Raw genomic sequence first — 15,648 nt, forward strand, 5'->3', positions numbered from 1 at the left:
AGAATTACGGCATGAAAAAAACATTGGCCCAGATTTTACCCTCGTTCACACACACACTGGTCGCGGAAGACGGAATCACTTTCGCAAACGAACAGACAGTTTCTGCCGCGAAGGCAGTTCAGATAGAAAATCTTGCATTTGACAGCAGAAAAGTAACACAGAATTCAGTTTTTTTTGCACTTCCCGGAACACACACGACAGGAAACAAATTCATACCGCAGGCAATAGAAAACGGTGCGGTGGCAATTGTATTTCAGGACACTTTCTCGGAAGAAGAAAAAGAGCAGATTGCACTTGCAGTTTCAAAAGCAAAAGCAAAAGCAAAGCCTGTATTCATAAAAGTTGAATCTGCACGTTTTGCAATGTCACCGGCATCGGCATGTTTCTATGATAATCCGTCAGAAAAACTTGTCATCTACGGAGTAACAGGCACTGAAGGAAAATCTTCAACAGTTTCATTTATATGGCAGCTTCTTCGCCTGTGCGGAATAAAAGCCGGCTTCATTTCTACAGTCCAGTATTCTTTGGGAGAAGATGCCGTAAACAACCCGGAACACCAGACTACGCCGGAAGCACCCATCGTCCAGCGGGAACTTTATGAGATGCTTCAGAACGGCTGCACCCACGCGGTAGTTGAATCTTCATCACATGGACTCAGCAAACGCACAAACCGTCTTGGGGACGTTCACTTTGACTGCGCAGTTTTTATGAACGTAACCCTTGAACACCTTGAATTCCACGGAACATATGAACAGTACAGAAGCGACAAGGCAAACCTGTTCCGCGCACTGGACACTTTTGACCACAACAAAATGATTGCAGGCAAAAGCGTTCAGGTTCCGTCCTTCGGAATTGTGAATCTCGAAGATCCTGCAGCACAATACTTTGCATCCTGCACAAAAAAGAAAATCACGGGCTTTACTACAGAAGGTAAAGCTGGAAAACAGGCCGCAGAAGAACTCGAAGCAAAGCCCCTTCCGCATATACCCGACGACATGCCGTACATTTCTGCAAGAAACATTGCAGCCGCAAGATTCGGCCTCACATTCAGCATACACCGCTACGAAGACCACGACTCGCTTAAAGACGGCAACAGGGTAATTCACGTAAAAGCACCTGTTCCGGGAGCATTCAACGCATACAACATAATGGCAGCCCTTCTTGCAGTACACGGAACTACAGGAAAACCGCTCGAAGAACTGGCACCCCTTGTAGCATCGCTCGAAAGTATAAAAGGAAGAATGACTGTTATTGATGAAGGACAGCCTTTTGAAGTAATAGTCGACTACGCACACACACCGTCTTCTTTTGAAACAATATTCCCGCCTTTAAGAAAACGCTGTTCCGGAAAAATGCTCTGCGTCTTTGGTTCAGGCGGTGAACGCGACGTAAAAAAACGGCCGCTTCAGGGTGAAATTGCGGCAAAATTCTGTGACACAATAATACTCACCGACGAAGATCCGCGCGGCGAAGACAGAGTCGCCCTTCTTGAACAGATTGCCGCCGGGGCTGAAAAATACGGAAAGCAGAAAGAAAAAGATTTGTTTATTGTTCCTGACAGACCAAAAGCAATAAGATTCGCATTCAGCAAAGCGGGCAAAAATGACATTGTGCTTCTTTTGGGAAAGTCACACGAAAATTCAATAATTTACAAAGATCACGTTATGGAATACGACGAAATTTCTGAGGCAAAAAAAGCGCTTGCAGAAATTGGATTCAATAGTAGCGGAGAAACAAAATGAATGTAGTATTATTTTACGGCGGAAAATCCGGTGAACACGAAATTTCCCTTATTTCATGTGCAGCAGTAGCAAAGGAAATTTCTTCCGAACATAAAGTAAGCCTTATTTCGGTATCAAAAAGCGGAAAATGGTATCTTGAAGAAGATTCCGTACTCGAAGACCTCCGCAGCGGCAAAACATCTGCCCTTGAAGTACACGAAAAAGAAGAAAATGCAGTATCTGTATTCCCCGGAAACGGAAAAGACAAATCACTTTTTGCAAAAGGTGCATTTATTCCGTGTGACGCGGCTTTTCCTGTAATGCACGGAACATTCAGCGAAGACGGAACAATACAGGGCCTTTTTGAAATGTGCGGGATTCCGTTTGTAGGAAGCGGCGTTCTTGCTTCTGCTGTATCAATGGACAAGGAAACTGCAAAAATTCTCTGTTCCGCAGCAGGAATTCCTGTCGTGCCGTATGTCTGTCTGAGACGCGGTGTTGTCAACGACAGCCGTGCTTTCGACAAAGCCATAGAAGAAGCAATACAGAAACTGGGACTGCCCATTTTTGTAAAACCGTGCGCCGCGGGTTCCAGTGACGGTGCTTCACTTGCGCAGAATGATCGCGAACTTTTCGCTGCAATCGGTGAAGCATTTTCGTGGGACAACAAAATTCTTCTTGAAAAGGCAATAAATGCACGCGAAGTGGAATGTTCGGTAACAGGAAATTCGGTTACAGAAGACTACTTGGTAAGCGAAACGCTGCTCAAGGCATACGGCCCTGGCGAAATTGTTCCCCGCCATGAATTTTATGACTACGACGCAAAATACACCGACCCAAACGGAGCCGACCTTAAGATTCCTGCCCTTCTTCCGGAAGAAAAACTTTGTGAAATACGCACTCTGGCAAAAAAAGCATACGCGGCTCTAAACGAGTCTGGTCTTTCCAGAGTTGACTTTTTTATAGACAAAGAGAACGGTTCACTTTACCTGAATGAAGTAAATACACTCCCTGGCTTTACCGGAATAAGCATGTTCCCCAAGATGTGCGCTTCAGAAGGACTTGATTTTACAAACCTCATTGATCTTCTTCTTAAAGAAGCCGTTACTGAATTTGCACAGAAAAACGTGCTCCGCACAAGCCGCTGACAGGAGGAACAGAATGGAAGCTCATGTTTACCCGAAAGGATGTGTTTTTGAAATACTTGAAGACATAAAAAACAAGCGCGTTACCGTAATGGGACTTGGTCTTAACGGTGGCGGAGAAGCCTGCGTAAAATTCTTTCTCAAGCACGGTGCATACGTAATTGCAACCGACATGAAAACAAAGGAACAGCTTGCCCCGACAATCCAGTCCATTTCAGGTGACAAAACCTTTGACCACTCAAGGCTCACTTACGTTCTTGGCGGACACAGAATTGAAGACTTTACAGGGGCAGACTGCGTAATCAAAAATCCGGGAATACGCATTGAAGGAAACAAATTTCTTGCGGCCGCAAAAGCAATAGAAACAGACATAAGCATTTTTCTTCATTTTACAAAAGCACCGATAATTGCAGTAACCGGCAGCAAGGGAAAATCAAGCACGGTAAGCGCAATAGAATACGGACTCAACGCGTCGGGATTCAAAGCGTTTCTTGGCGGAAACATAACTGTAAGCCCGCTCACGTTCCTTGACCAGACAGACGGAACAACACCCGTAGTTCTGGAACTTTCAAGCTGGCAGCTGGCCGACTTGAGGGGACGCGGCGCACTCAAACCAAAAATCGCTGTAATAACAAAAATTGTTCCCGACCACCAGAACTGGTACCACGACATGGACAGTTACGTCAACGACAAAAAACTCATTTTTGCAGACCAGGACGAAAAATGCTTTACAATACTTGATGCAGACAGCGACGGATACCTTACCGAAACTGCAAATCCAAAGCCTGAATGCAAATGCTGGGGAGACCTGTTTGCCTCTGAAACAAAAGGACAGGTTTTGCGCTACAGCACTAAACAGCTTAAAAAAGGAATGTACGGCGTTTTTCAGAAAAAAGATGATTCCGGTAATTTCTGCGGAATTCTTTCGCTTCCTTTTGAACTCAGAAACCGCCACGCACAGACACACGGTCTTGAAACAGAATGCATAATGAAAAAACTTCTTGTTCCCGGGGACCACATGAGACTCAACGTGCTGAATGCATCCCTTGTATTCTACCTCATGGGCATTGTTCCGCAGCAGATACAGACAGTAATGGGTGCATGGAAGGGAATACCGCACAGACTTGAACTGTTCCACGAGTGGCCTGTTACAGAAAAACATAAGGTAATATTCTACAACGACAGTTGTGCTACTGTTCCTGAAGCAGCCGCGGCGGCATCTCAGTCTTTTTCAAAAAGAGTTGTAATCATCTGCGGCGGAACAGACAAACAGCTGGACTTTACCCCGCTTGCAGGTACCCTTAACTGTGAATGCGGAACAAAATTCAGGCCGCTCGCTGTCTACCTTCTTTCAGGGACAGGAACAGACAAACTTACACCTATGCTTGATGCAAAAAAAGTTCCCTACGAAGGACCGTTTGACTCCCTTGAAGTCCTGCTCAATGTTCTCAGGACAGACATTCTTTCAAAAAGGAGCATCTTTACTGAAAATGACACAAAAAATGTTACCGTAGTTTTTTCACCTGGAGCAACTTCATTCGGAATGTTCACAAACGAATTTGACCGCGGCAACAAGTTCAAAAAAATTGCAGCCGAAATATTCAAATAGGGAAATAAAAAAGACTGCCTGTATCTTTACAGACAGTCTTTTTTATTTCAAGAACGGTGGAGGTACCACCGCTCTTGAAAACTACAGTTGTTGCACAACTGTCTTATTTACGTGTGCGCTTACGCGCACTAATTGAACTCAATCGCAAGTTGATACTTGCTCAATCGTTCAATTTTAAGGAACGTATTTCAAGGACGGTGGAGGTACCACCGTTCTTGAAAACTTTATTTTTTCCAGGGATTTTTGCGTACAAAAGTCTCGTCGCGCTCGTATCCTACAGAAATAATTCCAACCGGAGTACCTGTGTAGTCTTCAATGAATTCTACATAGGCGCGGGCATTCTTCGGAAGCTTCTTGTAAGAGCGGCACTCTTTGAGTGAAGCCTTCCAGCCTTGGAACTTCTGGAGAACAGGCTTTGCAGCATTGAGTTCATCAACATTTGCCGGGAAATCAGTAACAATTTTTCCGTTAATGTCGTAAGCAACACATGCTTCTATCTGATCCATTTCGTCATAGATATCAAGGTGTGTAAGAACAAGGCTGTCAAGGCTGTTAACGCGGCATGCATATCTGAGGGCAACAAGGTCAAGATAACCGCAGCGACGTGCACGGCCTGTAGTAACACCGTACTCGCGTCCAGTGTCGCGCACATACTGGCAGAGTTCGCCTTCGCTTGTTTCATTGAATTCAGTAGGCATAGGACCGTTACCGACGCGTGTCTCGTAAGCCTTGAAAACTCCAAGAATATGATCCAGATCATGAGGACCAATTCCGCAGCCTGTAGCAGCACCGGCAGCACAAGATGCCCCGGAACTTACATAAGGATAGGTTCCGCTGTCTATGTCAAGCATAGCTCCCTGTGCACCCTCAAAGAGAATGTTGTCCTTGCGGTATTCCCACATCTTTGAAGTAAGATCTACGCGCATAGAAAGAAGCTGGTCACGATATTTGTTAAGGTAGTCAAGATCTTCTGCGTCAAGGTCGGCAATCTTTTCTTTCCAGTCAAGGTCGGCCAGTCTGAGTCCGTCTCTGTGTGACTTTTCGCTGTAGGCAATTCCTATTCCGCGGCCTGTAGTTCCGATAGGGCGTTTGCGTGATGCATCGCGTTCCTTATCCATACTGCGGTACTTTGGAAGAATAAGATGAGCCCTGTCAGAAATAAACACACGGCCTTCCCAGTTGATTCCGTTTTCCTTAAGCATGGCAAGCTCATTGAACAAAGCTTCCGGATCAATTACCATTCCGGCACCAAGGAAAACCTTCTTTTCAGGATAAAGGATTCCGCTCGGAACCTGATGAAGGGCAAACTGTTTTCCGTCAACAACAATTGTGTGACCGGCGTTCGGGCCTCCGGAATAGCGTACTACGTACTTTGCATCCTCGGCAAGATAATCTACAATCTTTCCCTTGCCTTCATCGCCCCACTGAGCGCCAATAATTACAACCTTCATATTTCCTCCATTGCATTTCCGATGCATTCAGCGCCGCAAAACGCAAAAAGTTAGTAAGTTAAAGCAGCCTGTCAGCTGTGTATGGACGTATTCTTGACAGTAACATCGTGGGCACTGCCTTCATCAATAGTAACCTGGGAAACAAGCGTAAGTTTTGCCTTCTGCTGGAGTTCAGGAATAGAAAGTGCACCGCAGTTACACATTGTATGAACAACCTTGCTTACAGTCATTGCCACATTGTCATGCAGACGTCCGGCATACGGAACATAGGAGTCAACGCCTTCTTCGAAGGAAAGACCGGATTTTCCGCCCAAATCGTAGCGCTGCCAGTTGCGGGCACGGTTGGAACCTTCACCCCAGTATTCCTTAACATAGTTTCCGTTTATGATAAGCTTGTTTGTAGGAGACTCGTCAAAGCGTGCAAAATAGCGTCCGAGCATAACAAAGTCGGCACCCATGGCAAGAGCCAGAGTAATATGGTAGTCATGTACAATTCCGCCGTCAGAACAGATTGGAACATAAATACCTGTCTTTGCATAATATTCGTCGCGGGCCTTTGCAACTTCGATTGTGGCAGTAGCCTGTCCGCGTCCGATACCTTTCTGCTCGCGTGTAATACAGATTGAACCGCCGCCGATTCCGATCTTTACAAAGTCTGCACCGTTTTCGGCAAGGAACATAAAGCCTTCCCTGTCTACAACGTTTCCGGCACCAACCTTTACATTCTTTCCGAACTTTTCATGAATGTCCTTAAGGGCGCGTGCCTGCCATTCAGAATAGCCTTCTGAAGAATCAAGACAAAGAATATCTACGCCTGCATCAAGAAGTGCAGGAACTCTTTTCATATAGTCGCGTGTGTTTATTCCGGCACCGACAATATAGCGGTGATTGCTGTCAAGAAGTTCAAGCGGGTGTGTCTCGTGGCTGTCAAAATCCTTTCTGAATACAAGAGAAACAAGGTGATTGTTGGAATCAATGACAGGAAGCTGGTTTACTTTGTGTGTCCAGATAAGGTCGTTGGCATCACTCAAAGAAATTCCGTCTTTTCCGGTAATAAGGTCTTTGAAAGGTGTCATGTAGTCGCTTACCTTTGAATTTGCCGGAACATGATCAATTCTGAAGTCGCGCTCAGTGATAATTCCTTCGAGTTTTCCCCTTGCTGAACCATCATCGGTAACGGCAATTGTACTGTGTCCTGTCTTTTTTATAAGCTCAACCACTTCTTCCAGAGTCTGGTCGGGGCGGATGTTTGAGTCAGATGTAACGAATCCGGCTTTGTATGACTTTACACGGGCAACCATGGCAGCCTGGTCTTCAATTGTCTGTGAACCGTAAATAAAACTGATTCCGCCTTCTTTTGCAAGTGCTATAGCAAGCTTGTCGTCGGAAACAGACTGCATGACGGCACTGACCATCGGAATGTTCATGGAAAGAGCAGGTTCTTCGCCGGCCTTTTTGTTGTAGCTTACAACAGGTGTCCTTAAAGTAACATGCTCCGGAATACAGTCCGCGGAAGTGTATCCAGGAATAAGCAGATACTCACCGAATGTGTGTGACGGTTCTTCGTAAAAAAATGCCATATTGCCCTCGTTAATAAAAATTTCATTTTATTATACCGAAAACAACTTTCTCTGACAATAACAGAAGCTTTTCCCAGCCTTTTTCAAATAAAAACCGCCAAAATCAGACCTGTTTAATTGACAAAGATTTTATTCTGATGTATTCTCTATGAACATTAGGGCGATTAGCTCAGCTGGTAGAGCAACAGACTCTTAATCTGTGGGTCGGGAGTTCGATCCTCCCATCGCTCAAAAAAAAAGAACTCAAGCCTTGCTTGAGTTCTTTTTTTATTTACTGCTGTTTGCTGTCCTGTTCCCTTATTTCCACGCGCCTGATTTTTCCGCTTATAGTCTTGGGCAGTTCATCCACAAACTCAATTATTCTGGGCTGCTTGTAACCGGCTGTCCTTGTCTTTGCAAAGTCAAGTATTTCAAGTTCAAGTTCACGGGAAGGCTTGTATCCCTTTGCAAGAACAATGCTTGCCTTTACAGCCTGTCCCCTCTTTTTGTCAGGAACACCAGTAACTGCACATTCCATTACAGCAGGGTGCAGCGAAAGAACGCTTTCTACTTCAAAAGGACTTATTCTGTAGCCCGAACTCTTTATTACATCATCGTCACGGCCTTCAAACCAGATGTATCCGTCTTCATCATAACGGGCGCTGTCACCTGTTCTGTAAAGGCCGCCTTCAAAAGCAGCAGCGGTCATTTCTTCGTCGTGGTAATATCCCGAAAAAAGTCCAAACGGCTTTCCGTTGCGTATGTCTATAACAATCGAACCAACCTGCCCCGGAGCACACTTTTTTCCATCCTGGTCAACAATAAGCAGATCGTAACCGGGGGCGGGTTTTCCCATTGAACCGGGCTTTGTCTCCATTCCGGGGAATGTTCCTGCCATAACAGTTGCCTCTGTCTGACCGAAAGCCTCATACAGCTTTAGTCCGGTAAGTTCCAGAAGTTTGTCGTAAATATCGGGATTAAGCGCTTCACCTGCAGTAACGCAGTACTTTAGCGCAGAAAGGTCGTATTTTGAAAAGTCACGACGCACAAGATACCTGTACACTGTCGGAGGGGCACAGAATGTTGTTACACCGTAGTGAGCCATTTTTTCAAGAAGAAGGTCAGGCTTAAAACTTTCCATGTCATAGGCCATTACCGCCGAACCGCAAAGCCACTGGCCGTACAGTTTGCCCCATACTGCCTTTGCCCAGCCCGTTTCTGCAACGGTAAGGTGAAGTCCGCCGTCAATTACATTCTGCCAGTATTTTGCCGTAATAATGTGTCCCAGCGGGTATAGGAAATTATGCACAACCATTTTGGGGTAGCCCGAAGTTCCCGACGTAAAGTAAAGGAGCATAATATCTTCGTTTGAAGTGATGTTTTTTCCTTCGGGAATTTCAAAACTGTCTGAACAGGACTGAACTTCCTTTGTATAATCAATCCATCCTTTTCTTGAACCAGTTACCGTAACAAGACTTCTTACTGTTGGACACTGGGGAAGCGCTTTTTCTACTTCTTGCTGGAGTTTTCCAGTTTCAAACGAAACAATCATTTTTATTCCGGCAGCAGAACATCTGTATTCTATGTCCTTCTGCAGAAGTTGTGTTGTTGCAGGAACAGCCACGGCACCTATTCTGTGCAAGGCAAGAATAAAAAACCAGAATTCATAGCGGCGGCGCAGCATAAGCATAACTGCGTCTCCCTTCTTTATTCCGTTTCTTACAAGAAAATCAGCGGTTTTCCTTGACTCCCTGCTCATGTCTTCAAAGGTAAATATTTTTTCGTCACCATGGTCATCACACCATACAAGCGCACGTTTTTTGGGGTCTTCCGAAGCATAACGGTCAACCACATCATAGGCAAAATTGAAATTTTCAGGGATTTTGATTTTGAAATTGTTCTTTAAATCTTCATAACCGTTAAAATCACGGGCTTCTTCCAGAAATTCTTCATAAAGTTTCATACACACACCAGATAAAATAAATTGAACGCAAACGCAGCTGTTCCGTAAGTTTGCGAAGAAAACTGAACTCTTGTTCAGTATGACCTCATTTTTTTGACACGCAGAATATATTCAGGTTGCAGAAAATATTCCGATTACGGAAATTTAAAACTCCCAGACATGATAAACTTTTTTAGCGCTAAACTCAAGACACAGTTATTCCGATAATATTAAAAATTCCACATGAAAATTGGAGTATACAATGGCATACAATCCCTACGAGACAAACTCTTACGGCGGCTACAGTGCATACAGACAGATTGGCGTCAAAACCGCAAGCCAGGGAAAACTGGTAGTAATGCTTTATGACGGTGCCGTAACAAACCTTGAAAAAGCCATGAACCTTATAACCGGTGACTCAAGTATTTCTCCCGGAAGCGTGGAACCTTACGGAAACTATATTCAGAAAGTGATGGACATTATTACCGAACTTCAGGTAAGCCTTGACATGGAAAAAGGCGGTGAAATCGCAAAAAACCTCATGTCCCTTTACGTTTACTTCAACAAAGAACTTCTTGACTCAACAATAAGCCACGACAAAAAAAAGCTCTCGCAGATTCATGAAATGCTGTCACAGCTCAAGGAATCGTGGGAAACCGCCGCCAGCAGCACTGCAAACACAAAAGTAAAAGCTTCACAGGCTGCACCTTCGCTCAATATTACAGGCTGAACAAACAGGAGAGCCGTTTATGGAAGAAAAAATTTCACAGGAAGAACTGGACGAACGCGTGGCAGTTTTAAGAAGGCTCAGAACCCTTCTGGAACAGCAGCGTGAAAAATTCAGGCAGTACCTTAAAGTGCTGGAACTTCAGGAAACAAAAATAGAAGCAGAAGACTCAGACGCAATTATGGCCCATACCGAACTTGAAGCCAAAATAATGGAAGGAATCGGTTCGCTTCAAAAAGCAATTGTTCCTATGCAGGCTTTGTGCAGAACTTCCGGGGCGGCATCTTACAATCCGGCAGAAGCTGTTCCCGTAGAAAAAATTCAGGGCGAACTTTCCAGACTGCAGCAGATGGTTTTTAACCAGAATGAAAAAAACCGCGAACTTCTAAAAATACACATGACCAGCCTGCGTGTGCAGATAGACGGCTTTAAAAACCCGTACAAAGGAAGACAGTCTGTTTACGCAAAGGATGCCACAGCTGGAACCAGACTTCAGATAGAAGTGTAGACTGTTGCAGGTCAGAGCCCGCATTTTTTGACGCCGTTTATTTTGCGGTCGTTTAATATTTCTGCAGAATGTGCTACAATTTTTGCATGGAAACAAAAAACACTCCGACAGCAGATTTTTCAGAAGCCGATACAGTCTACATACTTGACTCTTACGGCCTTATTTACCGCGCATATTTTGCACTCATAAACCATCCGCTTACAAACATAAGCGGGCAGAATATAAGCGCCGTTGTTATCTTTTTCAGAAACCTCAAAGCCCTTCTTTCAAAATACAAACCGTCTTTTCTTGCGGCAGCATTTGACTCGCGCACACCTACATTCCGCCATGAAATGTATGCAGAATACAAGGCAACAAGGCAGAAAACCCCCGAAGATCTACACGCGCAGGTTCCGTGGATAGAAGAAATCCTCAATTCACTTGGTGTTCCTGTACTCCGGGCAGACGGTTTTGAAGCAGACGACATTATTGCATCAGTAGCAGAAAAATGCCGCAAAGAAAAACGGCCGTGCAGAATCCTGAGCGGTGACAAAGACCTTCTTCAGCTGGTTGATGCACACTGCAAAGAAATGCAGCCCGACAAGGCAAACGGCGGATGGCTTACCGACGGAACAGAAGAAGTAATCCAAAAGTGGGGGCTGGGTCCAGAAAAAATTCTTGACTATCTTTCGCTTACAGGAGACAGCGCAGACAATATTCCGGGAGTAAAAGGAGTCGGTGACAAAACTGCACTCAAGCTTCTTTCGCAGTACCAGACTCTGGACGGAATTTACGCTCACGCAGACGAAATAAAAGGCGCGCTGGGAGAAAAAATACGCGCAGGAAAAGAAGACGCATATTTTTCAAAAAAACTCATCACACTCAGAACAGATGTTCCTGTTGCAATAAATTTTGATGACTTCACGACAGACAATCTGAATTATGCGGCCGCTGCAGAACTCCTTAAAAAATTCGGCGCGCTGGCTGTGGCAAAATCCTATGCTACTGCAGAAACAGATGCCGCCCCGAACGCAAAGTCTTCTCCCTCGCAGAACGTACAGAATATACAGCAGAATACAGAAGCAGAACAGGTTGCAGTTCCTATAAAAAAGAATTCAGGCAATTACCGCGCCGTCACTAACATTGCAGAACTCAAAAAATTCATTGACGAAACGCTTGAAAGCAGTGAAAAAACAGTTGCCTTTGACACCGAAACAGACAGCCTTAACGCACACGAAGCAAATCTTGTAGGATTCAGCCTGTGCACAAAAACCGGTGAAGCCGTTTATATTCCCGTAATTCTCCCCGGTGGAATGTTTGCACCCGAAACAATAGAAAAAAGAGCCGCCCTGGAACAGATTTCAAGAATCCTAAAAAGCCCCGGAATGACACTCGTAATGCACAACGGAAAATTCGACCTTGAAGTTCTTGCCACCAACGGACTTTCAGAAGAGCCGGAGTGCCGCATTGCAGACACGATGATTGCCGCGTGGATTCTTGACCCGGGCGCTACAGGAAAATCACCTTACGGGCTGGAATATCTTTCAGAAAAAATACTGGGTCTTGCCGGAATAGAATTTGCAGACATTGTAAAAAAAGGGCAGACTTTTGCAGACGTTCCGCTCGAACAGGCATTCAGTTACGGAGCCGAAGACGCCGACTTTACCTGGCAGCTGTGGAATTACTACAGCGTTAAAATCCGCGAAGCCGGGCTTGAAAAACTTTTCTTTGAAACAGAAATGAAAATTCTTCCCATTCTTGCAAAAATGGAACGCAGCGGAATACATCTGGACAAAAAAACGCTCGAAGAATACAGTGTGGAACTTGCCGCAGACATAGAAAAAATGAAGGCAAAAATCTACGAAGAAGTCGGGCATGAGTTCAACATAGCATCAACAAAACAGCTGCAGACTGTTCTCTTTGAAGAAAGAAATCTTGTTCCCGGAAAAAAGACAAAGACAGGCTACAGTACAGACACGGCTGTTCTTGAAGAACTTGCAGAAAGAACAAGCGATCCTGTTCCGCAGGCAATACTTGACTACCGCTCCTATACAAAACTCCAGAGCACTTATGTAGAAACACTTCCGCGCCTTACCGACAGAAATGCACGCATACACACATCATTTCTTCAGACAGGAACAGCAACAGGAAGACTTTCCAGCAAAGACCCCAATCTTCAAAACATTCCTGTCCGCAACGAAGCCGGAAGACGCATACGCTCGGCCTTTACCGCAGTTCCCGGAACAGTTCTCATTTCTGCAGATTACGCGCAGATTGAACTTGTCGTACTGGCACATCTGAGCGGTGACAAAAACTTATCAAAGGCTTTTATTGACGGAACAGATGTCCACAAATCAACAGCAGCCCTTATTTACGGAATAAGTCCCGAAGAAGTTACACCACAGATGAGAAGATTTGCAAAGACAGTAAACTTCGGTGTCATGTACGGAATGAGCGCATTCAGGCTGTCAAACGAACTGGGCATATCACGCACCGAGGCAAAAAATTTTATTGACCAATATTTTGCAACATACGCCGACGTAAAAGCCTTTATTGCAAAAACAATCGAAAAGGCACAGCAGAACGGGTATGTAGAAACAATCACCGGCCGCAGAAGACAGACTGCCGACATCAACAGCAAAAACAAACTTATACAGCAGGCAGCGCAAAGAATCGCAATAAACACGCCCATCCAGGGAAGCGCAGCAGACATAGTAAAAACAGCAATGATTTCTGTAGACGAAGCAATAAAAAAAACGCATAGTCCGCTCAAAATGCTTCTTCAGGTTCACGATGAACTTATTTTTGAATGCCCGGACGACAGCACCACAGTTGAAAATGCCGTTTCGCTTATAAAAAACTGCATGGAAAACGCCATAAAGCTTAAAGTCCCGCTCAGAGTAAGCATAGAAACCGGAACAAACTGGGGGGAATTCCACTGATGATTCTGTGCGTTACAGGCCCCATGGCAGCCGGTAAAAATGTAGCGGCCTCTATTCTTGAAAAGAAAGGTTTTGCGGCAATAGATGCCGATGTTCTGGGACACAGGGCCGTTAAGGAATGTACAGAACAGATTCTTTGTGAATTCTCGGACGAAGCTCAAAAAAGGGGTGTTTCCCTTCTTTCTTCAGACGGAACGCTCAACCGCCGCGTACTGGGCTCCATTGTTTTTGAAAGCCGGGAACTTCTTGCACGGCAGGAACGCATAGTCTACCCGGTAATACGCCGTCTTCTTGCTGAATTTATCAGAGAAAACGCAGGAAAAGACATAGCAGTAAACGCAACCGTTCTGTACAAACTTCCCGACATGCAGAATATAATAGAAAGAATTTTATATATCGACGCTCCCCTTCCCTTAAGGTTTATAAGAGCCATGAAGCGCGACAAAACAGGAATTATTCAGATTTGCAGGCGGTTTTCGTCACAAAAAAATCTTTTTGCTAAATATAAAAATACAAATACCGATATTAGAAGAGTATGGAATACCGGCACGCGGCAAAGTCTTGAACGCAAGATAGAAAAATTCCTGAGCGAATGCCGGCAGGGGATATAGGTATGGAACAGAAAAGAACTCTTTGGATAGTACTCGCAGCAGGTTTTTTCCTGCTTGTTGTCATAGGAGCTGCACTGATTCTCTATGCACCGGACGCAAACAGAAACAGATCTGACTTTGGTCATATCAGTGCCCAAAACGTATGGATGGCACCGTCACAGTCACCTGAACAACCTCAAAAAGAAGTATCTACCCTTCCACGCGGAACAGATGCTGAACCGTACACCGCCGAACAGACACCGGTTCCGTCAGTTCCTTCAATAACAGCCGATCTTGTTGCACCGGCCGAAGCAAAAGAAACATCACCAGCCCAAGATACAAAACAGGTAGAAAACCTCACGGTAATTGCACAGGGAACAACAAAAGTTTACGGTCTTGCAGAAACCCCATCTTCACTGGCCGGAACAACAACAATTGATCTTAACGCACCCGCAGCAAAGACAGAAAGCAATGTTACCCCGCAGAACAAACTTGCGGCCGATGCAATGTCAGAAACACGCGCTGCAGTCCGCATCAAGGAAACCCAAACTGCTGCATCCCCGCGTATGACAGAAACAAAAACAACTGCCGCTTCAGAAAAAGCACCTGCAGCAAAGAGTACATCATCAACAAAAACTGCCACAAAATCTTCTTCGGCTGCAACAAAATCCGCAGCAGCAACTGCAACAAAAAAAGTTCCGGTAAAAACTGCGGCCGCAAAAATTCCTGACAGATACTGGGTTCAGGCTGCATCATATTCAGACAAAAAAAATGCAGATGAAGCACGCGCAGTACTGGACGAAAACAAAATCCAGTGCGAAGTATTCACGTACACAGATGCAAAGAATGCACTTCACTACCGCGTAAGAGTCGGTCCCTACACAACAAAAAGTGAAGCCGAATACTGGAAAAAAAGAATTGAATCCCTTCCGCAGTTTGCAAAGACAGGAAGCTACGTAACAAACTCAAGCGCAAAGGCCGTGAATTAAAATGAAAAAAACAAATGCAATGCGCATTCTTGATGCAGCAAAAATTCCGTACAAAACGCTTGAGTATGATGACGACGGTGAACACGAACTTGAACGAGGGGCTGCCGGAGAAACTGCAAAAAAACTCGGAATAGATCCGGCTTCTGTATTCAAGACAATTGTAATGCGCACGGAATCAAAAGAAACCGTTGTTTTCTGCCAGAGCGCAGAGCACGAAATAAATCTTAAAAAAGCACGCACCGCCGCCGGGGCAAAGGAAGTAACGCCCGTAAAACAAGACGAACTTCTGGCTCTTACAGGATATGTACGCGGCGGATGTTCACCATTGGGAATGAAGCGCAAGTTCCGCACCTTCATTGACGAAAGTGCCCTGCTTCACGACAAAATCCACATAAGCGCAGGCGTACGCGGACAGCAGATAGAACTTTCACCGCAGGATCTTGTAAAAGAAACACAGGCTGTTGTTACAGATCTTGTTCTTTGATT

12 protein-coding genes and 1 tRNA gene are annotated in these 15,648 nt (G+C 45.0%); 10 read left to right on the forward strand and 3 right to left on the reverse strand.

Annotated features, from left to right (window positions below):
• The first annotated feature begins 11 nt into the window (after positions 1-11).
• From IWA51_RS10130 to murD, 3 genes are read left to right on the forward strand one after another with little or no spacing between them, the layout of a single operon-like run.
• Entirely contained in the window at positions 12-1,742 is a 1,731-nt protein-coding gene (locus tag IWA51_RS10130; RefSeq protein ID WP_198442325.1) for a UDP-N-acetylmuramoyl-L-alanyl-D-glutamate--2,6-diaminopimelate ligase, read from the forward strand.
• Positions 1,739-2,869: a D-alanine--D-alanine ligase family protein gene (locus IWA51_RS10135; RefSeq protein ID WP_198442326.1), complete on the forward strand. Its 1,131-nt coding sequence runs from the start codon at positions 1,739-1,741 to the stop codon at positions 2,867-2,869. The genes IWA51_RS10130 and IWA51_RS10135 overlap by 4 nt, the downstream gene beginning before the upstream one ends.
• Before the next feature lie 13 nt (positions 2,870-2,882).
• Positions 2,883-4,475, forward strand: coding sequence for a UDP-N-acetylmuramoyl-L-alanine--D-glutamate ligase (gene murD / locus IWA51_RS10140; RefSeq protein WP_198442327.1), 1,593 nt, complete (start codon positions 2,883-2,885; stop codon positions 4,473-4,475).
• A 224-nt stretch (positions 4,476-4,699) separates the two neighbouring features.
• On the opposite strand, the gene purA is transcribed toward murD, so the two are convergent.
• On the reverse strand, positions 4,700-5,926 hold the full coding sequence (gene purA / locus IWA51_RS10145; protein ID WP_177528253.1) for an adenylosuccinate synthase: 1,227 nt from the start codon (positions 5,924-5,926) through the stop codon (positions 4,700-4,702).
• Between the two features lie 71 nt (positions 5,927-5,997).
• On the reverse strand, positions 5,998-7,506 hold the full coding sequence (locus IWA51_RS10150) for an IMP dehydrogenase (protein ID WP_198442328.1): 1,509 nt from the start codon (positions 7,504-7,506) through the stop codon (positions 5,998-6,000).
• A 158-nt stretch (positions 7,507-7,664) separates the two neighbouring features.
• On the opposite strand from IWA51_RS10150, the gene IWA51_RS10155 reads away from it, so the two are divergent.
• A tRNA-Lys gene (locus tag IWA51_RS10155) sits at positions 7,665-7,737 on the forward strand.
• A gap of 40 nt (positions 7,738-7,777) precedes the next feature.
• Here IWA51_RS10155 and IWA51_RS10160 read toward each other — a convergent pair.
• On the reverse strand, positions 7,778-9,448 hold the full coding sequence (locus IWA51_RS10160; protein WP_177528255.1) for an AMP-binding protein: 1,671 nt from the start codon (positions 9,446-9,448) through the stop codon (positions 7,778-7,780).
• A 241-nt stretch (positions 9,449-9,689) separates the two neighbouring features.
• Here IWA51_RS10160 and fliS point away from each other — a divergent pair, with 241 nt between their 5' ends.
• From fliS to ybaK, 6 genes are all read left to right on the forward strand, one after another.
• Positions 9,690-10,157, forward strand: coding sequence for a flagellar export chaperone FliS (fliS, locus tag IWA51_RS10165; RefSeq protein ID WP_177528256.1), 468 nt, complete (start codon positions 9,690-9,692; stop codon positions 10,155-10,157).
• A 19-nt stretch (positions 10,158-10,176) separates the two neighbouring features.
• The gene (flgN, locus tag IWA51_RS10170) at positions 10,177-10,662 is read left to right on the forward strand and encodes a flagellar export chaperone FlgN (RefSeq protein WP_198442329.1); all 486 of its coding nucleotides are present in this window, start codon (positions 10,177-10,179) and stop codon (positions 10,660-10,662) included.
• Positions 10,663-10,748: 86 nt separating this feature from the next.
• Positions 10,749-13,583: a DNA polymerase I gene (gene polA / locus IWA51_RS10175; protein ID WP_198442330.1), complete on the forward strand. Its 2,835-nt coding sequence runs from the start codon at positions 10,749-10,751 to the stop codon at positions 13,581-13,583.
• Positions 13,583-14,194: a dephospho-CoA kinase gene (gene coaE, locus IWA51_RS10180; RefSeq protein ID WP_198442331.1), complete on the forward strand. Its 612-nt coding sequence runs from the start codon at positions 13,583-13,585 to the stop codon at positions 14,192-14,194. The genes polA and coaE overlap by 1 nt, the downstream gene beginning before the upstream one ends.
• A gap of 2 nt (positions 14,195-14,196) precedes the next feature.
• Positions 14,197-15,162, forward strand: coding sequence for an SPOR domain-containing protein (locus tag IWA51_RS10185; RefSeq protein WP_198442332.1), 966 nt, complete (start codon positions 14,197-14,199; stop codon positions 15,160-15,162).
• Between the two features lies 1 nt (position 15,163).
• Entirely contained in the window at positions 15,164-15,646 is a 483-nt protein-coding gene (gene ybaK / locus IWA51_RS10190) for a Cys-tRNA(Pro) deacylase (protein WP_177528261.1), read from the forward strand.
• Positions 15,647-15,648: the final 2 nt, after the last annotated feature.

Source organism: Treponema peruense (assembly GCF_016117655.1).
GTDB lineage: Bacteria > Spirochaetota > Spirochaetia > Treponematales > Treponemataceae > Treponema_D > Treponema_D peruense.

What these genes read in the sequence shown, in the direction of transcription:
- IWA51_RS10130 (WP_198442325.1), top strand. Translation starts at nt 12, where the DNA reads ATGAAAAAAACATTGGCCCAGATTTTACCCTCGTTCACACACACACTG.
- polA (WP_198442330.1), top strand. Translation starts at nt 10,749, where the DNA reads ATGGAAACAAAAAACACTCCGACAGCAGATTTTTCAGAAGCCGATACA.
- IWA51_RS10185 (WP_198442332.1), top strand. Translation starts at nt 14,197, where the DNA reads ATGGAACAGAAAAGAACTCTTTGGATAGTACTCGCAGCAGGTTTTTTC.
- IWA51_RS10160 (WP_177528255.1), bottom strand. Translation starts at nt 9,448, where the DNA reads ATGAAACTTTATGAAGAATTTCTGGAAGAAGCCCGTGATTTTAACGGT.
- purA (WP_177528253.1), bottom strand. Translation starts at nt 5,926, where the DNA reads ATGAAGGTTGTAATTATTGGCGCTCAGTGGGGCGATGAAGGCAAGGGA.
- ybaK (WP_177528261.1), top strand. Translation starts at nt 15,164, where the DNA reads ATGAAAAAAACAAATGCAATGCGCATTCTTGATGCAGCAAAAATTCCG.
- fliS (WP_177528256.1), top strand. Translation starts at nt 9,690, where the DNA reads ATGGCATACAATCCCTACGAGACAAACTCTTACGGCGGCTACAGTGCA.
- coaE (WP_198442331.1), top strand. Translation starts at nt 13,583, where the DNA reads ATGATTCTGTGCGTTACAGGCCCCATGGCAGCCGGTAAAAATGTAGCG.
- murD (WP_198442327.1), top strand. Translation starts at nt 2,883, where the DNA reads ATGGAAGCTCATGTTTACCCGAAAGGATGTGTTTTTGAAATACTTGAA.
- IWA51_RS10135 (WP_198442326.1), top strand. Translation starts at nt 1,739, where the DNA reads ATGAATGTAGTATTATTTTACGGCGGAAAATCCGGTGAACACGAAATT.
- flgN (WP_198442329.1), top strand. Translation starts at nt 10,177, where the DNA reads ATGGAAGAAAAAATTTCACAGGAAGAACTGGACGAACGCGTGGCAGTT.
- IWA51_RS10150 (WP_198442328.1), bottom strand. Translation starts at nt 7,506, where the DNA reads ATGGCATTTTTTTACGAAGAACCGTCACACACATTCGGTGAGTATCTG.